Below are 18,474 nucleotides of genomic sequence, written 5' to 3'. Positions count from 1 at the left end.
ACCAAACGACCCTCTGCCGGATTTCAGAGCGCCAAGCGAAATACGAGGAGGCGTATCACTGCTGGAATAATATGGGGGAGGTGGATAGGGCCGAGAGGGTCATAAGGACGGAGGCAACACTCAGGATTCTAGGCTCTCCCTAACCTTCCAGAATCCCCGGCGTTGCGCCGGGGAAAAGTTTTCGCATGCAGAATCTTTTAGCCGGCCGCTTCCGCTGCTGGCGTTTCGTCGTCGCCGTCATTCTTGTCCAGAGTCGGCTTCAGAATCTTGATCATGCCGTACTTTGTGGTCCCCCATTTTGGAACCGTGGTGGGCAGCAGTTCAGAGATTCGATCTTTATCCAGGAGGACGCAGGCTCTCCATGGCTTGACCCCTACCTTGACGTCAAACATACCTGTCGGCGATTCAAGATCCTTTATCTTGCTCATCAGGAGGCCCTGCGAAACCAACGCGTCTCTGATGACAGGGATTGAAGGGTGACTGAAGTTCCGCGAATCCACCCCCAGCTGCAACTGGCGCAGGAGCTCGTTTGGCAGAAACTCACCAATCGACTCGATCAATCGAGACATTGGAATGATCACGTATTCGTAGGCGTCCTTTGTCCATCCAGCCGCCTGTCCCCCGCGGTAGCCATTGATGTCTGCTGCGGTCAGGAATTTCTCTATGGCCAGTGTTACCAGGTCGATTGTGTTTGGAGCAGCCTTGGCCGAAGCGATCCCAGCAGCCTTCTCAGACTGAATGGTTTTACCGTCAGCTTGCCGGATCGCACTGATGAGGCGCTCAACCCGCTCACCAACGTTGGTAGGCAGGGAGTACGGCTGGTGGTAGTAACGCAATGCCATAGTAAGTGTGAACTGATCCTCAGGCTCTAGCTCCTGAAACTCAGGTTGCTGGCGAATGAGGTAGGCCGAGAATGTGTTGTGGTGAGTAGCATCCTTCCGTTTGACCCATACGCCCGGCTCCTTTTCCTGGTAGGCCAACAGCTTGTCAAGGTCATGGGCAAGCCCTGCCACACGAGCAAGTGGCTCTACCCAACCCTTCAGATGCATGTACTCAGCAACGGCTTTGGATATGTCCCTGGAGTGTGTGGCGAGTGTCGCGTCAGCGTGATGGTGCCCAACACTAGCTGGTACAGCTGGGTGAGCTGACAACATCTCAAGAATTGCCACCTGCAGTCTTTCGATAGGGGACCGGGGAGGGCGGGCCGTTTGTACTGGCTTCCGGTCGCACCTCAAGAAGAACTGCTCAAAAGGGTCCTTGTCCTTCACACCCTCGATGATGGCCCCGGTGTTCGGGTCCCTGCTGTCAGGGATCATGATCATCATGGTCGACCCAGGAATCTCGCATGGGTAGATCCCTGTGAGTGCAGGGTCAGCTGCTACTGCAGCCTCTGGCTTGGCCTGATCGTTACGCGGCTTGAAAAAGCGGGCTAGGCCGATGGTGACGGTTGTGTAGGCAACGGCGACGTACAGAAACGTGTGAGCGATGTTCAGGCCGACTGCAACCAGTGTTCCCACGTAACCACCGTCGGAAATGAGCTGGGTGAGGAAGCGAGGTTTGAACATGTACCAAACGGGCGCGAGGGCGGATGCCTGGTAGTTCAGTTCCTCGCCAACATCAACAAGGTAAGCCGTGTACCCACCAATGATCAGTGCCAGCATCACGATCATGGGGAACATGGCAGATTTGGTTTTCATAGGAGATGAAGAACTCATTTCGGCTACACCAAAAGGGGGGACTCAAAAAGGGTGCCGGTTTTTTTTGAAAAGTTCCAACCAAAACCGCGTTTTTGGAGCAGTGACTTTCCACTATTACGGATAACAGTCACCTCCAAAGGATTTAGTTGTGAAGCATGCCCTGTCCATTCTGGCACTGATGATCGGCTGCCAAGCGGCTTACGCGTCGAATAGCGCTTACAACGATAGCGCCCTCGCACGCAATCAAGCCTTGTCCCCGTTCGATCGGTCCTATGAGGCCGGCCGGGCACAAAACATCAATCAACCTGTGGATTACCAACAAACCAAGCCTGCAAACGGCCTGCAGCTCGATCTGTCAGTAGACGATCCTGTGATATCGGTTCAAGAAACTGAGACTGAGCGCAAGTACCGGCAAACGCTGGCTGACCTGGAAGCCAACCAGAAATCTTTGGTTAACGCTCGAAAAGAGACCGAGCGTCAGCTTGAAGCGGCCAAGGCTACAGCTGAAGCGACTGCAGCCAAGCGGCGTGATGATCTGCTCGCGCAGCAAGCCGAGATCGAACGAGCTCTGGAGTTGAACCGCCAGGCTCAGCACCAAGCTGAGCGCGTGAAGTATGAGCAGGTGGCGGACATCGCCAACATCAAGGCTCAGAGCGACCAGTTGCTGATGCTCGCTGAGAACAATGCCGAGGTGATTGAGTCGGCAGCTCACAAGCGCGTAATCCTTGAGCGCATTGATCCGACGGTCGTGATGAACGAGCCGGTGACTGCTGAGTATCAGGCCGCAACCATCAAGGAAATCGTTAGCGGCATCATGCCGACCGGCTGGAGAGTAGAGACGGACTTCAATCGCAAGCCCGAGCTAGAGATTCGCCGATATCAGTTTGTCTCCACCGATGCGCGCGATCTGGCTTTGCGACACCTGACCGCATCTGTTCGTGATGCCAAGGTCCGCTACCAGTACTTCTGGGACCTGAAGGATGCCCAGGGCAACCCGTCTCCAATGATCCTCCTCACCGATCGTCCATAAGGGCCAGTCAATGAAGCTCAAGCAAATCGTACTTGCAATGACACTGGCCACGGGCTTGCTCGGGTGCCAACAAAGCGTATTCGAATTTTCCCCAGAGGTTGAGCACGGGGCGTTGCGTCCAGACGCCCAGGACAAGATGCAGGCGATGCGCGGCAACACCTACGTTCGAGAAATTCGAACCGAGGATGCAGCCAAGCGAAAGCCGGTGTTCCTCTCTCAGAAGGGCATCGCATTGCGCCAAGTGCTGGCTGAGACGCTGCCTGGCTACGCGATCATCCCGCGCGGGAAGGTCAACCTCAACGACACTATCGATGTCGCCGCTGACGGTATGCCTCTGTCAGATTTTATCGAGTACATCGAAGGAACCCGTGATCTCGATATCAAGATTGAAGGCAACAGGGTATTCGTAAGTAGCTTCGAAACCCGGGAATGGAACCTTGCAGCGTTCGCCTCGACCAGGAACGTAAACAACGTTATCGCTTCAACCCAAACTCGTGGTGCGAAAGCGGGCGATAGTGATGACGACAACCGAGAGACTGGCACTTCGACAGGCAACGTGATCGGTTTCACTTTGTCTGAGGATGAGTGGACCAAAATCATGGATGGCGCCAGGAAAATTATTGGCGCTGCAGCTGATAAGAGTGGACCTAGCCGGGTTACTGGGGGCGCAGACAGCTCATCGATCGGTGGCCGTAGCGGCGGCAGTTCTTCCAATATGCAAAGCGGGCTCAATTTCGACGTACAAGCCCCTGTAGCGATCGCAGGACTTGGCGATTCGGACGAGATTCCTCCATACATTGAGGGTATCCGCTCTGTTGGTATCGTGACTGCTGGTGGCCGACCTTCGAAGATGAAGGTACTGGACCGCTACTTCCAGCGTGCAATCGCTGAGTCGACCAAGGTGGTTAACGTCCAGGTAGAGGCTTACGACGTACTGCTCACTGACGGCAAGCAGAAAGGGGTGGATTGGAACCTGCTGGTCAAGTCGACTGTGAACGGTAACCCCCTGGGGTTGAACATCTTCAACACCTCGCCGGCGAGTGACGACCCATTCTGGAACGTCCAGGGTACCTATGAATCTTCGAAGGTCAACGCGACGGCGCTTGTGCGTTTCCTTGAGCAATATGGCCGTGTTGAATTGAAGGACCAGCCGAACATCACAGTTCGGAACGGTGTGCCGGCACAAATCTACGCGGGTGAAGAACTCACGTACATCGTTGACGTCGAGCAATCTCAGGACGAAAGCGGGAACGTCACAGTAACGCCTAAGCTGGGCCGTCTGAAGGTAGGGGTGACTCTGAGTGTGACCGTTCGCGTGCTCGACAACGATCAGTTGCTTGTCGATGTCTGGCCTGTCATCTCGAACCTGAACGAGGCGGACACCATCCAGATTGGCGATTATTCGTTCCAGACCCCGCGGGTCAACCTCAAAGAATTCAGCACTCAGTTGATTACTGCTTCCGGACAGTCCGTACACCTGGGTGGTTTGATCACTAAGCGTATGAACGAGGCGCTTCGCCAGCTGCCGTGGCAGAACCTGGTGACCAAGGCTGTACTGAACCCGATCAGTCAGGGCATCAACAACAATCTCGAGCGCCGCGAGCTTGTACTGGTGGTAACCCCGACCCTGGTTGAAGGTGCGCTGTAATGGCTGAGCTTCAGCTTGGGATACCAATCACAATTGATGGTGAAGAGGTCATCATCTTTCGTGACGCGATTGGGACTGATTCGCTAGCGGTAGGCCGTGAAGCTGAGGTATTCACTGTCATCGAGCAGGTCGGTTTGGATGGACGTCCGGCGATCTACATTGATGAGAATGAACTCAGCACGCTGCGCGAAAACTTCCCGGGCACGAATGTCTACGGCCTTTGGCAGCTTTTGTTTGCTAACAACCTCGTGCCCATGGGGCATGAGGTTGTGGTGTTCCCCACCAGCGATGCTGGTGGTGTATACCTTCAAATGGAGAGTGGCGCTGACTGGAATAATCCAGCAAGTATCAAGCGCTCTTTCGAGTATACCGACAACTACTCAGCTGACCTTTACGGCTATGATTTAGCATCGGCTCCTAAAATCCTTGTTGAACTCGCAGAGCTTAAGCTACCTGCGTCACCTGCCTTTACAAGGGTTGAGCTATTTTCTAAGAAGCAGCATGAGCAAACAAAGCGGTGGTACCTGACAGGATCGATCTGCCTGGTAATCGCATTCGCTGCCGCAGCCTTCAACTACACAATGCATTCCGTGTATAGAATGAACATGGCGGAATACACGACCAAAAAACAATTAGGTGTGGATTTGGAAGCAAGAGCGGCTGGCCTGCTGAAAGAGCGCCTTCCGCGCCGACCGGATAATGGCGCTGTGATTGATCGAATTGACACGGTGCTTGCGTTCGACTCGAAGATCTCAACTCCAACGGTTTCTGGCCACACAAACGGTTTCACGGGATCACACACTTTCATTACGCGGGATAACTTCCCAGCTGATTTGTCGTCAAAGATTCCTGGTGTAACAGCGGAGCTTACCCCACAGATGGGATATCTGTTAACAGTCTCGCCAGATGAGGGGGTGCCCCATTAATCTTTCATTTCTCAAAAAGCCAATTGGTCAGCGCTCCAAGGCTGGTCGCCCCGAGTCAATGTTTACTGGGGCGATGTATATGGCGGTGCTTTCTGTCGCCATTGCCGCTACAAAGGTAACTCTTTCTTTGGGCGAAGACCGTAAGTTGCCAAACGACTATGGTCAGGTTGATCGCGTCAATAGCAGCTTGCAAAACGAAATTGACGAGATCAATAAGGTTCCAGTTCTGCCAAAGCTCGAGGGCTCCTGGAGAATTGCGAATGCTTCCGCAGTTCTATATGGGATTGAATTTAAGCCTCTTGATGAAATGGCAAAAGGCGAGCAGATGAATTCGTACTCTGGCCCGCTTAGAAATTGGACCGCACAATTGAGTGGCGACCCGCGTGCAGTTATGGGCGTGGCCAAAAAGATCCAATCTGAGGTTCCGACGTTTTTGTATGACTACACAATCTCTGGCGGAATTATGAAGTTGAACATTACGGTTGTAGGGACCTGAGATGAAAATCAATCCGAAACTCACATTGTGTGTATTAGCTGCAGTCGTTTCCTCTGTTGCAGTTGCCGATGACGCCGATCAAGTATTGGATCGGCAAAAGACCATGAACACCATGGTTTATAAGCGTGACCAGTTGAAGCTCCAGGCGGACATGGCTGAAGCCTACAAGAAAATGTCCGATGCTGGGTTCATTGTAGATGCCGACGGCAATCCAGTCGGGGTTGATACTATTCAGAAATTGGGTATCGAAGTACGCACAAAAGCCCGAGGCCCGGAAGCCAACCCTTTCCAAAGCAGCGGATCTCCAATTGTTCCGAATGCAATGCCATTCATGCTTGATCAGCCAACCATGAGTGGCGCTACGCCGGCTATGCCATCGTCCCCGTTCGGCCAGCAACAGCGCATGCAAATGCCAGGCGGGCCTGGAGCGGGGCAGCAGCAGCCACAGCCTCAAGTCCAGCCTGCCTCCGAAGATGATGAGAAGAAGGTACTTGCCTTGAAGCAAGTTCGGGGCGACTCGGTAATTCTCACGACCAGTGACGGTGATCGTGTTGTGCGTACCGGTGAAAAAGTCTACGACATGAAACTAGTCCGATTTTCGGTTGATAAAGCCTATTTGAAGGGGCCGAAGGGTACACAGGTCGTATCTATCGACTGGACCAATTCTAAACGTTATGCGGACGATTGATATGATTGACGAACGTATTAAAGGCGTAGAGCTGCAGCAGAAGAGGATTCTGACACTGCTGGTCACCGAGCGAAAAATTACCCTCTCACAAGCGCAGTCACTCCCGATTTCTGAGTCTATGGAATCGATCATCCCCGACATTGGCCGAATGGCGAATAACGAGGATGCGCTTGTAGCGGCTGTATCCACAGCATTGGGGAGACCTGCTTTTACAGAGGTTGAAGAAGGTCGGAAGGCTTTGATGCCGGATATTTCCGATAATTTCTGCGTATATAACGGAATTGTCTTCCTGACCAACCCTTTGGACCAGCGCACGATTGGCCGTGCCTTGGCCTGGGCAAGGAACAAAAAAAGCGAAGGTGTACTGAAGCAGGAGGGTGAACTTCGTATTGGAGTTATTGGTGCTGGAAAACTCGACGGCCTCCGCAATACGGATATTGATGACGAAGATGTAATTTCCACGGACACCGAAGCGGCTAAGCAACGGGCGGGTAAACGCATCGATGATCTGATTCGTGATGCGGCGTCGAAAGATGCAACGGACATACATCTACAGCCAACGCAGGGCGACCGCATCCAGGTTCGATATCGAATCGACGGTCAACTACGAACCCAAAGAAGTTACCTTAACACTTTGCATGATTCAGTGTGTCGAGTCGCAATTGAGAATTATTGCAACCTGACCCTCGAAACAGGCATCCCCCAGGATGGTAAATTCGGGTTCGATCTCTCTGGCAACAAGAAAATCAGCCTTCGTCTGAGTTCTATCCCGGTCCAGCGTGGGTCTGAAAAAGCTTTAAAGCTGGTTCTCCGTTTGCTCGGGAGTAACTCAAAGCTTGCCAATTTGAATCTGCTCGAGCTTTCAAAGCTGAACGAAGACATTCTTCGACGCCTCGGTAATCAGCCGAATGGACTTATTGCTTTGACTGGCCCAACAGGCTCGGGCAAGACAACAACCCTGGCAGCAGTGCTTCTCGATGCTTACCGTAACAACCCTGATCGAAATTATCACACCATCGAGGAGCCTGTTGAAATGCTCCACGAAGGTATGACACATACTGAGTGTGGCAAACACCTTTCCTTTGCGGATGCTCTACGTTCGATCTTGCGGCAAGACCCCGATGTCATTTACGTGGGTGAAATGCGGGACAGGGAAACAGCGGACCTTGGTTATAGCGCTGCCATGACTGGCCACCTGGTTCTGACGACCCTTCACACTAACAATGCTCACGAGTCAATTGGCCGCCTCGATCGCATGGGGATTCCAGTGGACATCATCGCAGCAAACACCTCGGCGTTTGCTGCGCAACGTCTCGTTCGCCGCCTCTGCTCGGATTGCAAGGTTGAGTATCGTCTGAAAGATGACCATGCCAAGGCAGCACTTTACGGTTCGAACAAGATTTTTGGTGGTACCACCGAAGTCATCTTGTACAAGGCTAACCCTAAGGGTTGCCAGACCTGCGGGCAAGATTCCGGCGGCATGCGCGGTCGAGCTGGCATTTTGGAAATCCTCGAGTTCACGCCAGAAATTCAGGAAGCGATTCTGGCTGGAAAAAGCCCAAGCATTCTTCGCCGGGAGTCCATTGCGAACGGGACTTTCCTCGACTTGTGGGATGACGGGCTGCGGCTGGTAAAGGCCGGTGTGACCAGCTTTGAGGAGCTGGAAGCCCATCTTCGCCCATACATGAGCGATCGAGTGCTCGCCGGCAAGGCCACTGCGGGCCCATCCAATCTCTCATCACCTGCTTCGTCCAACGAACTCCGGCATCACCCGCAGCTTTGACCGTTCGGCCCACATCTGATGGGTCGGTTTATAGCTGAATTTGGGAGGGGTGTTTTGGATAGCGTTCTGCTGCTGCATCCAAGACAATCTATCGCACAGACAGCGCCTCCCTCGAACAGGGCGGGAAGGGCCGTTGCCTGGGCCGGATCCAAGGTCTGCTTGGTGTGCCGGCTCCAGCATCGTTCTCGCCTCTGTCATCAACGGCTCCGCCTCGGTGGCGCCTGAATGATGAAAGGAACACCAGCGTCCGCTTCTGCAGACCTGCTCAAAAACCTAAGTAATAACCACCGAGGCAACTCAGAGATGAACCGTAAGATTCGAGTATCTACCGCCGCTAAACGCATGAAGCAACAGGGCTTTACTCTGCTCGAGATCGTGGTCGCAATTGCGATCGTTGCGCTGCTCGCTGCAGCAATCCTTCCTGGCCTGATGCAGAACAAAGAAGACGCCAAGTACAGCACCGCGCTCACCCAGCTCGAGAAGGACTTCCCCTCGGCCATCACGCGCCAGGTTTCGCGAACCCAGACCTGCAGCGCTACTACCATCACCAAGGCCCTGCTGCTTGAGCGCGGACTGCCGCAGACCACTGTATGGAACACTGCTTGGTCCGTAGGCGCGGTAACATCGAATCTGGTGACAATCAATTACACCATTGATTCGACCGACTCGAAAACTGCGTCCGATTTGGCTACTGCCCTCAACGCCACTAACAACGTCCAGTCGGCTACCGCCACGGGCAACACTCAAATCGCTGTTTCGTACCGCTGCAACTGATCTGAGGGTGAGAGAATGGCTTACTGGCTGATTAGCTACATTGGAGAGTCTGGGAGCATCGAGACTTCTTCTTCCATCAAGGCTGAATCTCGCGAGCAAGCCATTCAACTTTTCGGACGTCCTCCTGCGTTCATCCAGCAAGTCAAGGTTGACCATCTGGGTGTTGTTAAGGCCGCGTTCGAGAAGAAATTCCCACCTATCGAACAGGTTTTGATGTTGTCAGCAATTGCTTCAAAGCTGGCGTCTGGTAAAACGATCAGCAAGGCGATCAAAGAATCGGTTGATTTTGGTCGCCTTGGTCTGACATTTAATGAAATTGATCGGTGCGAAACACCCAAGGAATATTTTACCAAGCTTCGATTCGATGAGACGGCTATTCTCATCGCTGACGCCGGTGATAAAGCCGGCAGGCTGTCGGATTCACTTTACCGAGCAGCGAAGGCTATCCAAGAGCGAATCAACGCCAAGAAAGAGTTTGGCAAAGCGATGCAGCAAGGTCTGCTTTACACCCTTCTTGGTTCCCTTTTCATGATTGGCATCCCTCTTTGGGCTGGCAGCACTATCCACGATTTCATCGAGGTTCAGCGGATTCCGCTGAAACTCAACTCGCTTAGCAATCTGATCATGTTCCTGCACATGCTTTACACCCAATATTTCATTTTCCTCATTGCCGGGGCTGCAGGGATTTATCTTTTCCGAGAGAAGATCTGGGACAATATCCGTACCCTCCCAGGCTTCTCATTCATCAACGAGCGAATGAAGGTATCCCGCGGGCTGGACTTTGTTACGTCCTACCAACTCTTGCTCTCAAGCGGGTTTAACAACCTACAAAGCTTCCGTTTCCTGGCAACGCGTTCAAAAGGACTCACGCATCGACTTTACGTAGAGGCATCTGACCGGCTGAACGAGGGTCGACAGCTTTCTGATGTATTTGACAGTCCAGAATGGCCGCCAATCGTCCATCAGAACCTTCAAGGGTTTGAAGAACAGGGGCCAAGTGGTCGTGACCTTGTACTGACAAACCTCAACGAAGCCTTGCGAGCCTACTACCTCGAATACTCTGCCCGCGTTAGCCGTGCTGCGTCGATAATCGGCTTCGCCATGATGATTTTGACCATCATGATGTTTGCTGTCGGCTTCTACATGCCGATTGTGAACCTCAACTCTGCGTTGAAGCAAATGTGAATAACCGGCGCGCCCAAGCGGGTTTCACTCTTATCGAGATCGTCATCGCGCTAGCTATTATCGCGGTGCTTGCGGTTGCAGTTCTTCCGCCATCGTTGGAACGATTGACCGAGGCTAAAATCGAAGCATCGCTAGGCCAGGCTAGGACAGTTCTGCAAGTGTGCGATATTGCGCGCACGAAAGTTTTGAGCACAACAGTAGACAGTTCAGGCAAGTACACTCACACCTACGCCAGCATGCCAGCTTGGTCAACTACTGCCACTTTACAGTCAAAGCTCACGGCAGATTATAACTTACCTGCTGACAATCCGCTTGGCACTAAGATAATGGTCAAATTCGACTCAGCTCGTTGCTATGTAGCAGTCGACCTTCCTTTCCTCCAGGATAATTACGGTGGATATGTCACCGAAACAGTAGGTGGGAAGACCAGGGTGATTGTCTCTACTCGCACAAAAAATTCCGCTTACCCAGCTTGGGTTGTTAACCAAAAACGGATGCTTCACGATGAAGAAACGCGCTGACCTCAGCAGTAGCAAAGGCCAGTCCGGCTTTACGCTCATCGAGCTATCGGTAGTCTTGGCCATCATGACGCTCATGGCTATGTTTTCTGTGCCTAAGTTCATGGAGTCTATCAACGAAAAGCGCACGGGCTTAACCATCCAGGAAACGCAAGCCGTCTTGGATGCTGCTCGCACTTACCGTATGAAGAATGGTGCTTGGCCGGGTGACTCGACCTGTTCAAATGCCAAGTCCGTGCTGGAAGGTACCACGCCTCCAATGCTTTCTGGCGTTAGCAACAAAAACAAGTTCAATGCCCCAATCAGCACCCAATGCACCACATACACCTTCAGCATTACACAGAACATCATTCAGGACTGGGATGGTGACGTTGCCAATGGACTGCCGTCGACCACCATTACTGATACTGCTAATCACACCATCAAAACCACCATTGGTGTCCCTGGCACAGAGCCGGCTCTGAGTTCTAAATTAAGCCGCGTCTCTACTGGTAATGCTGAAGATAACCGGATGCGGGCAACCCTCTACATGGGTGGGCAGACTATTGCCGAGGGCGGTGACATCCAGCTTGCGACCGCGAACCCCACTATCACTGCCCAGAACGGTTCGTTAAACCTTGCGTCGGCTACCAATGATGTCAGCATTGCCCCGGGGAATATCCTGACGGTTGATAACATCAAGCTTCGGACCCGTAACAATGCTCTCCTCTCAGATCTGTTGCCTAATTATGTTCAGAAGGGCACCTACCTTGTCAGGCATGGCTGGGGCGTTATAAAGCCAACATGTTCAAACGGTGGAGTTCCAAAAGCTTCTCTGCGTCCGGGCATGATGTCGGGTGGTTACGATCCTGGGGTGACTGGTAGCGGCATTTTTGGATTCGTGTATCGCTTGATCGATAACGGCTCCATGTGGATCGTTCAGACGGACATTTGGGGTACAGCTGAAGAGCGAAACAAGCTTGATTCGTTAGTAGATGTGTACTGCTACTACCCATAACGCCCCATTAGGGGCGGCATCCATTACAGGTTAACCGACAAGTGCCGTACTCAGTCATCATTGCTAAGCCTACCAAGGACTGCAACGCCGATTGCACCTACTGCTCAGCGCCCCCAGACGGTAATGCAGGCTGGACGTTTGACGACTTTCGGCTGATGTTCGATCGCCTGGTAGATTCGTTTACCCCGAATGTACAGTGGATCTGGCACGGCGGTGAGCCGATGCTGATGAAACCAGAGTTCTACCGTAAGTGCTCCCAATACGCTCTGCAAAAGCATCCTGGGATCAAATTTGCCATTCAGACAAATCTACTGGCTTATAAATCTGATCGGTGGAAAGGGGTCTTCGAAGAAGTGTTCGAGGGGCGAATTTCCACAAGTTTCGACCCGTATAAGCAGTACCGAACCGTTAAAGGTTCGGCCGATACCTACGACCGCCTTTTCTGGAAGGCAATGGACGCGGTCATTGGCGACGGTTTCCGCCCTCTTGTCATCGGTGTGTATGACGAAGGGGCCGCCCCAGCGGCATCCCAAATGTACGATAAAGCAAAGTCTTACGGCGTTTACGGTTTTGACATCCGCTTCAACTACGCCTACCCAGCAGGTCGAGTGCGTGATTCGGGAATGCTGATCGCGCCTAAGACCTACGGGCAGATGCTGATTGATCTCTATGATCGATGGGTGACAGACCTTCCGACTTTCAACATAACTCCTCTGGACTTGATGCTTCAGAAAGTGGCGGGGTACCGCAGCACACTGTGCCCATGGACCAAGTCGTGCGGTGGTAAATTCTTAACGATCGACCCCGATGGCTCAGTTTTCAATTGCAGTGAATTCAGTGACCTTGGGGACCTTAGGTATCGCTTCGGGAACATCCTCACAGGCGAGGTGCAAGGCCCAACCCCGGTAGAGGTCAAGTTTTACCCCCCCGAAGAGATCGTATCGGCTCTATCAGCGTCACCAGCCTCTCAGGAAATCATGCGCCGGCAGATCAAGTTCCCTGTCGATTGCAGGTCATGTGAGCACTTTAGCGAGTGCGAAGGTGGCTGTGCGAGAGACGCAGTACTTTTCGATCGCGGTATGGGCGGCAAATTTGGATATTGCGAGAGTTGGAAAATGGTATTCACGCGACTGAAACAGTCCGTTGCAAGCGGTGAAGCTGACAAGCTGCTCCTCAAGCTAGGCATCACTCCCGCCGACGCTCGCGCTCGAGTAGCGGCTCTGGCCATGGTGTCCTGATGTTGCAGGTCTATCTCAAGCCGACAAACTACTGCAATGTTGGTTGCGATTTCTGCTACTTGCCTGAAGACGTCAGGTCCACTAAGAGTCGCATGTCGCCTGAAACGCTGGAGCATTCGCTCCAGCTCATTCGCGAGTTGGCTGCTCGTGAAGGCCATGATCGGGTATCGATCCTTTACCACGGTGGTGAACCGCTCACGTTGGCATCGGAGGTTCTTTATGAGTTCTCCAATGCGGTTCGAGAAGGCTTGAAGGGGTTGGAAATCCAGGAGTCTATACAAACATCGTTGATCCCGTTGCGCCCGAGCCACATGGCTTTTCTACACGAGCGCTGCGGCTCCTTTGTAGGCTCCTCAATCGACTTTTCAGGTAGAACTATCAACGGTTCTAGCGACCGTTACGTCGATCTCTGGATGGAGAAGGTTGGCCTTGCCCGAAGCAATGGACTGGAGGTCGGGCCAGTAATGGTCCCTACCCGAGGCGAGATGGGCCGCGCCCAGGATATCTACGCTTGGTTTAAGAACAACGGCTTCCGCCATTTCAACATTGAGCGCTATAACAGCCAGGGTGGTGATGCGAATCGCCCTGACAATAGGGAGCACGCCGGCTTTCTGCGTGAACTCTTCGATCTTTCCATGGCGGACCTCCGCGAAACCGGCTCTTGCGTGACGAACAACGCGGTCGGGGCATCAATCGCCGGCGTGATGAATGCCCAGCCAGGTGAGCGATGGGGGGGGACCTGCCAGCGAGATTTCCTCGTCATCAACCCTGATGGGTCACTTAACTCCTGCCCCGATCGGATGGAGTACGAGGTGGATGCCTGGCCAAAGGCACAAGATGGTATCGACGCTTTCCAGTCCAGCCCCGCTCGACTCGGATGGATCAAAGTGCAGTTCATCGACCATATCGAGAACCATTGTCGTAGGTGCGAGTTCCGCTCCTGGTGCAAGTCTGGTTGTCCGATCACTTCCCACCAAGTGCACACAGGCACGGGGGAGTGTGCGGGCTATCGCTCCCATTTAGTGCACGTGAAGGATTTCTTGAGCGGTCCAGATGGCCTCCGCCTGGCGTCGGCCTATCTGGCTGGAGCAGGAGTCTACCGATACGACCCCTACACCTACGGAATAGAGCGAATCCAGTGAGCATCGGAGCCCCTGACTTTGACCACATGGTCTACGTTCGATTGATTGAGGCCTGCAACCTTCACTGTGAGCACTGCTTCATTCCCAATAATCCGAAACGTATGGACATGGCGCACATCGAAGCGATCCCCGCCAAGGTTCGATCATTCGCAGTGCCTGGCGACACCATTCTGTTTCAGATGCATGGTGGAGAGCCGACTCTTGTTGGTGTCGAGTTCATGAGGAAGGTTGTGGTCTATCTCAGGGCCGAGCTTCCTGACTTCAAGGTGGTTTTCTCACTCCAGACGAACCTGATGAATTTTGACTTGCGGTGGGCTGAACTCTATCGCGAGTTTTTTGATGGGGTAGTGGGAGTGTCCTGGGATCCAGTGATTCGTCGGACCCGAGCTAGCAAGCCTGAGTCCAATACCGAATTCGAAGACAGGTTCTGGGCCAACCTCCAAGCACTCCAGTCAGAAGGGTTGGAGCCGTATTTGGTCATTACAACGACCAAGATCTTGATTGACCAATTCAGAAACCCTGCGGAGCTGATCGAGTTCCTACGTGCCAAAGGGATTCGACATGTCCACTTTGAGCGGCTCACCAAAACAGGTTATGCGATAACCAACTGGCCCCGGATAGGTGTGAGTAACCGCCAGTACAGCCTTTGGATTGCACGATTCGCGATGGCGTATTCGCAGTATGTCGCCACGCCACGAGACCATCTCCAAGACCTGCACATTTCTCCTCTCGATGGACTAATCGAGAGCGTGCGCCGGCACCGCCGCGGTGACAGAGGTGGATATGGCTGCCTTTCAGGGGTATGCGATACCAGATTCCATACGTTCGACGAGGCCGGCTACTACAAGGCCTGCACTGCACTTACATCGGAGTCCAACAATCGCAACGCTGTAGGTACCGTAACTGCGCAGCCAGGACGTTTGACTGAGTTGCGGGTTGAGCGTCAGTTGGACTGCCTCACCTGTCAGTTCAAACCCATCTGCAGCTCAGGCTGTATGGCGACCCCAAAGACCGACGAGAGTGGCGAGTGCGCTGGCGGGTACACGGCGTTCAAGCTCATTAACCAGCAGCTGGCGATGTCTGATGAGCCTTCCCTAATCGCAGTGGGCAGCTAGCGGTTGCTGGCAGAATTTCGCAGCACCATTTTGGCTTCGTGTTTTTGAGGTGAGTCTGTACCATCCCATCATTCGTCCGTTCTGCCCATTCCTTTGCCACGGCACCAACTCAGTTGGCGTGCAAAGGGTGTGGCGGGGCAAATATTGCAACATCCAAGTCCCGCAGCTCGGCAATGGGTGAGTTGTCGGCTCCGAAGGGGGCCGCTTTGAATATCTGGAGAGAAGGCACAAAATGAGCAAATTCACACCCAACAGGGTGCTGGCTGCCATGGCTGTGAGCGCCATTGCAATCTCAGCGTTCCACAACGCTGATACCAGATTTAAAGTCACCGAATCCCAGGCTGAGCTAGAGGCCGACCCACAGGTTGCCAAAATGCGCCAGTTGCTTGAGATGAACCCGATCAAGCCCATGGTCGAACGGCATGCGGACACTCTAAACACTGTTGTCCAGCATGATGCGCTCCCGCGCATCGACAACATGCTCCTGGCAGCCACAGCGACAGCCAAGGATATGGACTCGACTAATGTTGGCGACTGGGGCTACTGCCACAGTGCTTGTCACGGCGCTTGCCATGGCGCATGTCACGGCGCGCGGGGCTGGCGGTAAGGCGATATGAAAAGCGAGTTTTCCCCCCTCAGAGTCCTCAAGCGGCTATTCGGCATTGAGCCATCTCAAGCAGCAGTGTCTGACAGCAGTGCTGAGAATGCCCCCGGGCCTGTCACTGCTCAGCCGGATGCCCCAGCAAGCACCCCACTGTTTTCGGCACCAGCGAATCACGACGACGAGTCGATTCCACCTGAGCATCGGTACACCTACGTTTTCAACAAGCGGGTATCCGAGCTGAGGGTTGAGTTCACCGAGCAGCATCGTCTCATCACTGAGGAGGGTGCCAAGAAGCCGTTGCGTAATGTGGCCTATCAAGCTGTTGTATGCGATGAGCAATTCAATCAGGTCCCACTGGACGCGCGGTCTATCGGGCTCTTATTGCAAGCGTCAGACAACGACCCGGCTATGCCAAGCGAGTGCTTTGAGTTCAGTTTGATTCTGGCTACTGGCACAGTCGGTATCGGCTCGATCGATGTTCCCTATGACACTACTGTTGAGGCCCAGGAGGTCATCTTCCTTGCAGAGTCGTCTGGCTTGAGCATCAATCTCTTGCCTCCACCCAACGCGACCGTTGTCGACGAAAGGGTAGAGGCCTATTGCGACCTGATCGCTGAGTACGCACGCCTTTCCCTGGGTAGTGCGAACAGCAACGTCCGTGTGTCACCTATCGATGGGTACATGGAATATTTGCTCTACGTGGAAATGGGTTACAAGCCAGCGGTCATCTCGACCGACGACTTGATGAATCTGCTCTACACAGACGCTATGTCCGAGCCTGTAATGGACCATGTGAAAGCTCGTATCGAGGCGGTCGTTTATGAGGTCAATGGTCCTGACTTCACGAAGGGTCTGGTAGAGCAAACCATTAAGGCGCTCCACTTGAAGAACCTTCAGTTTATGGAGGCGAGAGCGAGCATCCTCGAGGCCGAACTCGACACCCGGACCCCGTTCCCGAACATGATTCGCATCCTCGCGCAAGTGACTGGGCTCAGACCCGCGGATGCTGCGGGCATGCTTTTTGAGTTGAAGAACTCTATTCACACTGTTCTGGACAAGTATCTGCCCCCTGACCCGCTCCCAGAGCCGGCCGCGCCGGCGGATGAGTCCGATAACGGCAAAGCGGCTGCTGTGCAGGAGGTCGATCCAGCGACTTCTGAGGAAAGTGGTGCAAGTGGTAAGCGAGTGCGTACGCCTAACTCCCAGCAGGCGTCGCTGGCCAAAGCACTGTGCTTGATGGCCAGCTCTGTGGCCGGGGGGCCGGAAGCACTGAAATCGCTCTGGGCCTCGATCGAGGATGCCACCCAACTCAACGAACGAATCAATCTGGACCGCGAGACTACGCAACCGAGCGCAGCTGCGACGAGGCTGGCTGAAGCGGTTGGAGTTGCGCCTAAGGTAGCTGCCTTGGCTGCTGGTGAAATGGCAACGATCGCGGAGGTCATTCTGGTGGCTGGCGAGGCTATCGCCCCTCCACCTCCACCAACCCCGCCGAAACCTACTCCTCCGAGTGGACTGATCGCTGTCGGCTAAGCGTATGCAGGCAGCGTCAAGCTGCCTGCTCTATGAGGCATGTATGCGATCCGAGGCAGTGGGCTTCATCAATGTCACCCGACAGTGCAATGTCGACTGCAAGCGGTGCTATCTCACTGATGAGCATCGTTCAGCCAAGGAGAGGCTGACTGTAGCGACGCTCGAGCGCTTTCTCAGATCCTCCTTTTGGCATGAGCGCGAATGCACTCTGATTTGGGAGGGCGGCGAGCCTACAGTAATTGGCAGTCAGGCAATGCAGCTTCTCATCGACACAGCCCGGCGAGTTCTCCCCTGCGCAAGGCAGACGATGGTGACCAACTGCTTCTCGGTACCAGATTGGCTTGTCGCTATGGTTCGAGCTGAGTTCGGGGGGCTTGTAGAGACAACGTTTGCTTTGGGCCACAAATTTAGCCTGGCGGGATCAGAGGCTGTCTACCAGGAGCGTTTTCTTGCCGGCCTTAACAAATTTTGGATCGAGGGCATTCCCTGTGTAGTGAACGTGGAGCTCAACGCTGAGACAGTTCGAATGGGTACTCAAGCCCTGGCCGACCTCATGCTGAAAAGCCAATGTAAGGCTTGGGAGTTCGACATCTCAGTGGACTTCAGCAGATTTCTTCAAGACCCTATCTACCACGCTAGCAGTACACCCGCGCTGCCACTGACCGTCCCATACCAGGAAGCATGGTCATTCCTTGTGGATTTGAGAGATGGCCATTACGCAAAGCTCAAAGAATCAGGCATACGAATAGGCGCTTTTGAGCAGAAGATCGAAGCAGATAACACGCAGTTCAACGTCCTTTCTGAGGATCGGTTTTTAACACTCAACCCTGATGGGACTGTCACCACGAACCCGCTTTACTCCGACCTGGATGAGACCTTCATTGGGGATCTGCACCTTGTCGATATCAACGAGATGATCGCATCCAGGAATCGGCTTAGCCGCGTCTCATACGAGCGTAAGCGTGTGCGGGCTTGCCGGGAATGCCAGCACGTTAGCTATTGCAGAGGCGGTCCCGCTCACGTGCCGGTTTTCGACGGTTCTGGTGAGTGTGCTGGGGGGCTACGACTCTGGGATTCATTGAGGTTGCAAAGTGCATAAA

At 53.6% G+C, this 18,474-nt stretch carries 17 protein-coding genes; 16 read left to right on the top strand and 1 reads right to left on the bottom strand.

Going from position 1 to position 18,474, the window contains the following annotated elements; translation table 11 throughout:
- Window positions 1-197: 197 nt before the first annotated feature.
- Window positions 198-1,697: a hypothetical protein gene (locus KY379_RS02865; RefSeq protein ID WP_230396064.1), complete on the bottom strand. Its 1,500-nt coding sequence runs from the start codon at window positions 1,695-1,697 to the stop codon at window positions 198-200.
- 148 nt (window positions 1,698-1,845) lie between these two features.
- On the opposite strand from KY379_RS02865, the gene KY379_RS02860 reads away from it, so the two are divergent.
- From KY379_RS02860 to KY379_RS02785, 16 genes are all read left to right on the top strand, one after another.
- Window positions 1,846-2,727 (top strand): hypothetical protein, encoded by an 882-nt coding sequence (locus KY379_RS02860; RefSeq protein WP_084851209.1) that lies wholly within the window; start codon window positions 1,846-1,848, stop codon window positions 2,725-2,727.
- A gap of 10 nt (window positions 2,728-2,737) precedes the next feature.
- Window positions 2,738-4,375, top strand: coding sequence for a type II secretion system protein GspD (locus KY379_RS02855; RefSeq protein ID WP_084851207.1), 1,638 nt, complete (start codon window positions 2,738-2,740; stop codon window positions 4,373-4,375).
- The gene (locus KY379_RS02850; protein WP_084851205.1) at window positions 4,375-5,301 is read left to right on the top strand and encodes a hypothetical protein; all 927 of its coding nucleotides are present in this window, start codon (window positions 4,375-4,377) and stop codon (window positions 5,299-5,301) included. The genes KY379_RS02855 and KY379_RS02850 overlap by 1 nt, the downstream gene beginning before the upstream one ends.
- 79 nt (window positions 5,302-5,380) lie before the next feature.
- Complete coding sequence (locus KY379_RS02845) at window positions 5,381-5,797, top strand: hypothetical protein (RefSeq protein WP_139813933.1); 417 nt, start codon at window positions 5,381-5,383, stop codon at window positions 5,795-5,797.
- A gap of 1 nt (window position 5,798) precedes the next feature.
- On the top strand, window positions 5,799-6,485 hold the full coding sequence (locus KY379_RS02840) for a hypothetical protein (RefSeq protein ID WP_084851201.1): 687 nt from the start codon (window positions 5,799-5,801) through the stop codon (window positions 6,483-6,485).
- A 1-nt stretch (window position 6,486) separates the two neighbouring features.
- Entirely contained in the window at window positions 6,487-8,268 is a 1,782-nt protein-coding gene (locus tag KY379_RS02835; RefSeq protein WP_084851199.1) for a GspE/PulE family protein, read from the top strand.
- 303 nt (window positions 8,269-8,571) lie between these two features.
- Window positions 8,572-9,042: a prepilin-type N-terminal cleavage/methylation domain-containing protein gene (locus KY379_RS02830; protein ID WP_084851198.1), complete on the top strand. Its 471-nt coding sequence runs from the start codon at window positions 8,572-8,574 to the stop codon at window positions 9,040-9,042.
- A 15-nt stretch (window positions 9,043-9,057) separates the two neighbouring features.
- Window positions 9,058-10,227 (top strand): type II secretion system F family protein, encoded by a 1,170-nt coding sequence (locus KY379_RS02825; protein WP_084851195.1) that lies wholly within the window; start codon window positions 9,058-9,060, stop codon window positions 10,225-10,227.
- Complete coding sequence (locus KY379_RS02820) at window positions 10,224-10,748, top strand: type II secretion system protein (RefSeq protein ID WP_084851194.1); 525 nt, start codon at window positions 10,224-10,226, stop codon at window positions 10,746-10,748. Before KY379_RS02825 ends, KY379_RS02820 begins: the two co-directional genes overlap by 4 nt.
- The gene (locus tag KY379_RS02815; RefSeq protein WP_084858347.1) at window positions 10,732-11,742 is read left to right on the top strand and encodes a type II secretion system protein; all 1,011 of its coding nucleotides are present in this window, start codon (window positions 10,732-10,734) and stop codon (window positions 11,740-11,742) included. Before KY379_RS02820 ends, KY379_RS02815 begins: the two co-directional genes overlap by 17 nt.
- Before the next feature lie 155 nt (window positions 11,743-11,897).
- The gene (locus KY379_RS02810; protein ID WP_084851441.1) at window positions 11,898-12,980 is read left to right on the top strand and encodes a radical SAM protein; all 1,083 of its coding nucleotides are present in this window, start codon (window positions 11,898-11,900) and stop codon (window positions 12,978-12,980) included.
- Window positions 12,980-14,122 carry a radical SAM/SPASM domain-containing protein gene (locus KY379_RS02805; protein WP_084851191.1) on the top strand — a complete coding sequence of 381 codons (1,143 nt, stop codon included), beginning with the start codon at window positions 12,980-12,982 and terminating at the stop codon, window positions 14,120-14,122. The genes KY379_RS02810 and KY379_RS02805 overlap by 1 nt, the downstream gene beginning before the upstream one ends.
- Window positions 14,119-15,237, top strand: coding sequence for a radical SAM protein (locus KY379_RS02800; RefSeq protein WP_084851189.1), 1,119 nt, complete (start codon window positions 14,119-14,121; stop codon window positions 15,235-15,237). The genes KY379_RS02805 and KY379_RS02800 overlap by 4 nt, the downstream gene beginning before the upstream one ends.
- A gap of 232 nt (window positions 15,238-15,469) precedes the next feature.
- On the top strand, window positions 15,470-15,844 hold the full coding sequence (locus KY379_RS02795; RefSeq protein WP_084851187.1) for a hypothetical protein: 375 nt from the start codon (window positions 15,470-15,472) through the stop codon (window positions 15,842-15,844).
- A 6-nt stretch (window positions 15,845-15,850) separates the two neighbouring features.
- Window positions 15,851-17,374: a hypothetical protein gene (locus KY379_RS02790; RefSeq protein WP_084851185.1), complete on the top strand. Its 1,524-nt coding sequence runs from the start codon at window positions 15,851-15,853 to the stop codon at window positions 17,372-17,374.
- A gap of 43 nt (window positions 17,375-17,417) precedes the next feature.
- Window positions 17,418-18,473: a hypothetical protein gene (locus tag KY379_RS02785; RefSeq protein ID WP_084966581.1), complete on the top strand. Its 1,056-nt coding sequence runs from the start codon at window positions 17,418-17,420 to the stop codon at window positions 18,471-18,473.
- Window position 18,474: the final 1 nt, after the last annotated feature.

The sequence above is a fragment of the Pseudomonas sp. HD6422 genome, assembly GCF_025377065.1.
Lineage (GTDB): Bacteria > Pseudomonadota > Gammaproteobacteria > Pseudomonadales > Pseudomonadaceae > Aquipseudomonas > Aquipseudomonas putida_U.
The sequence above is the reverse complement of the archived record's forward strand: the minus strand, read 5'-3'. Positions and strand labels throughout refer to the sequence as shown.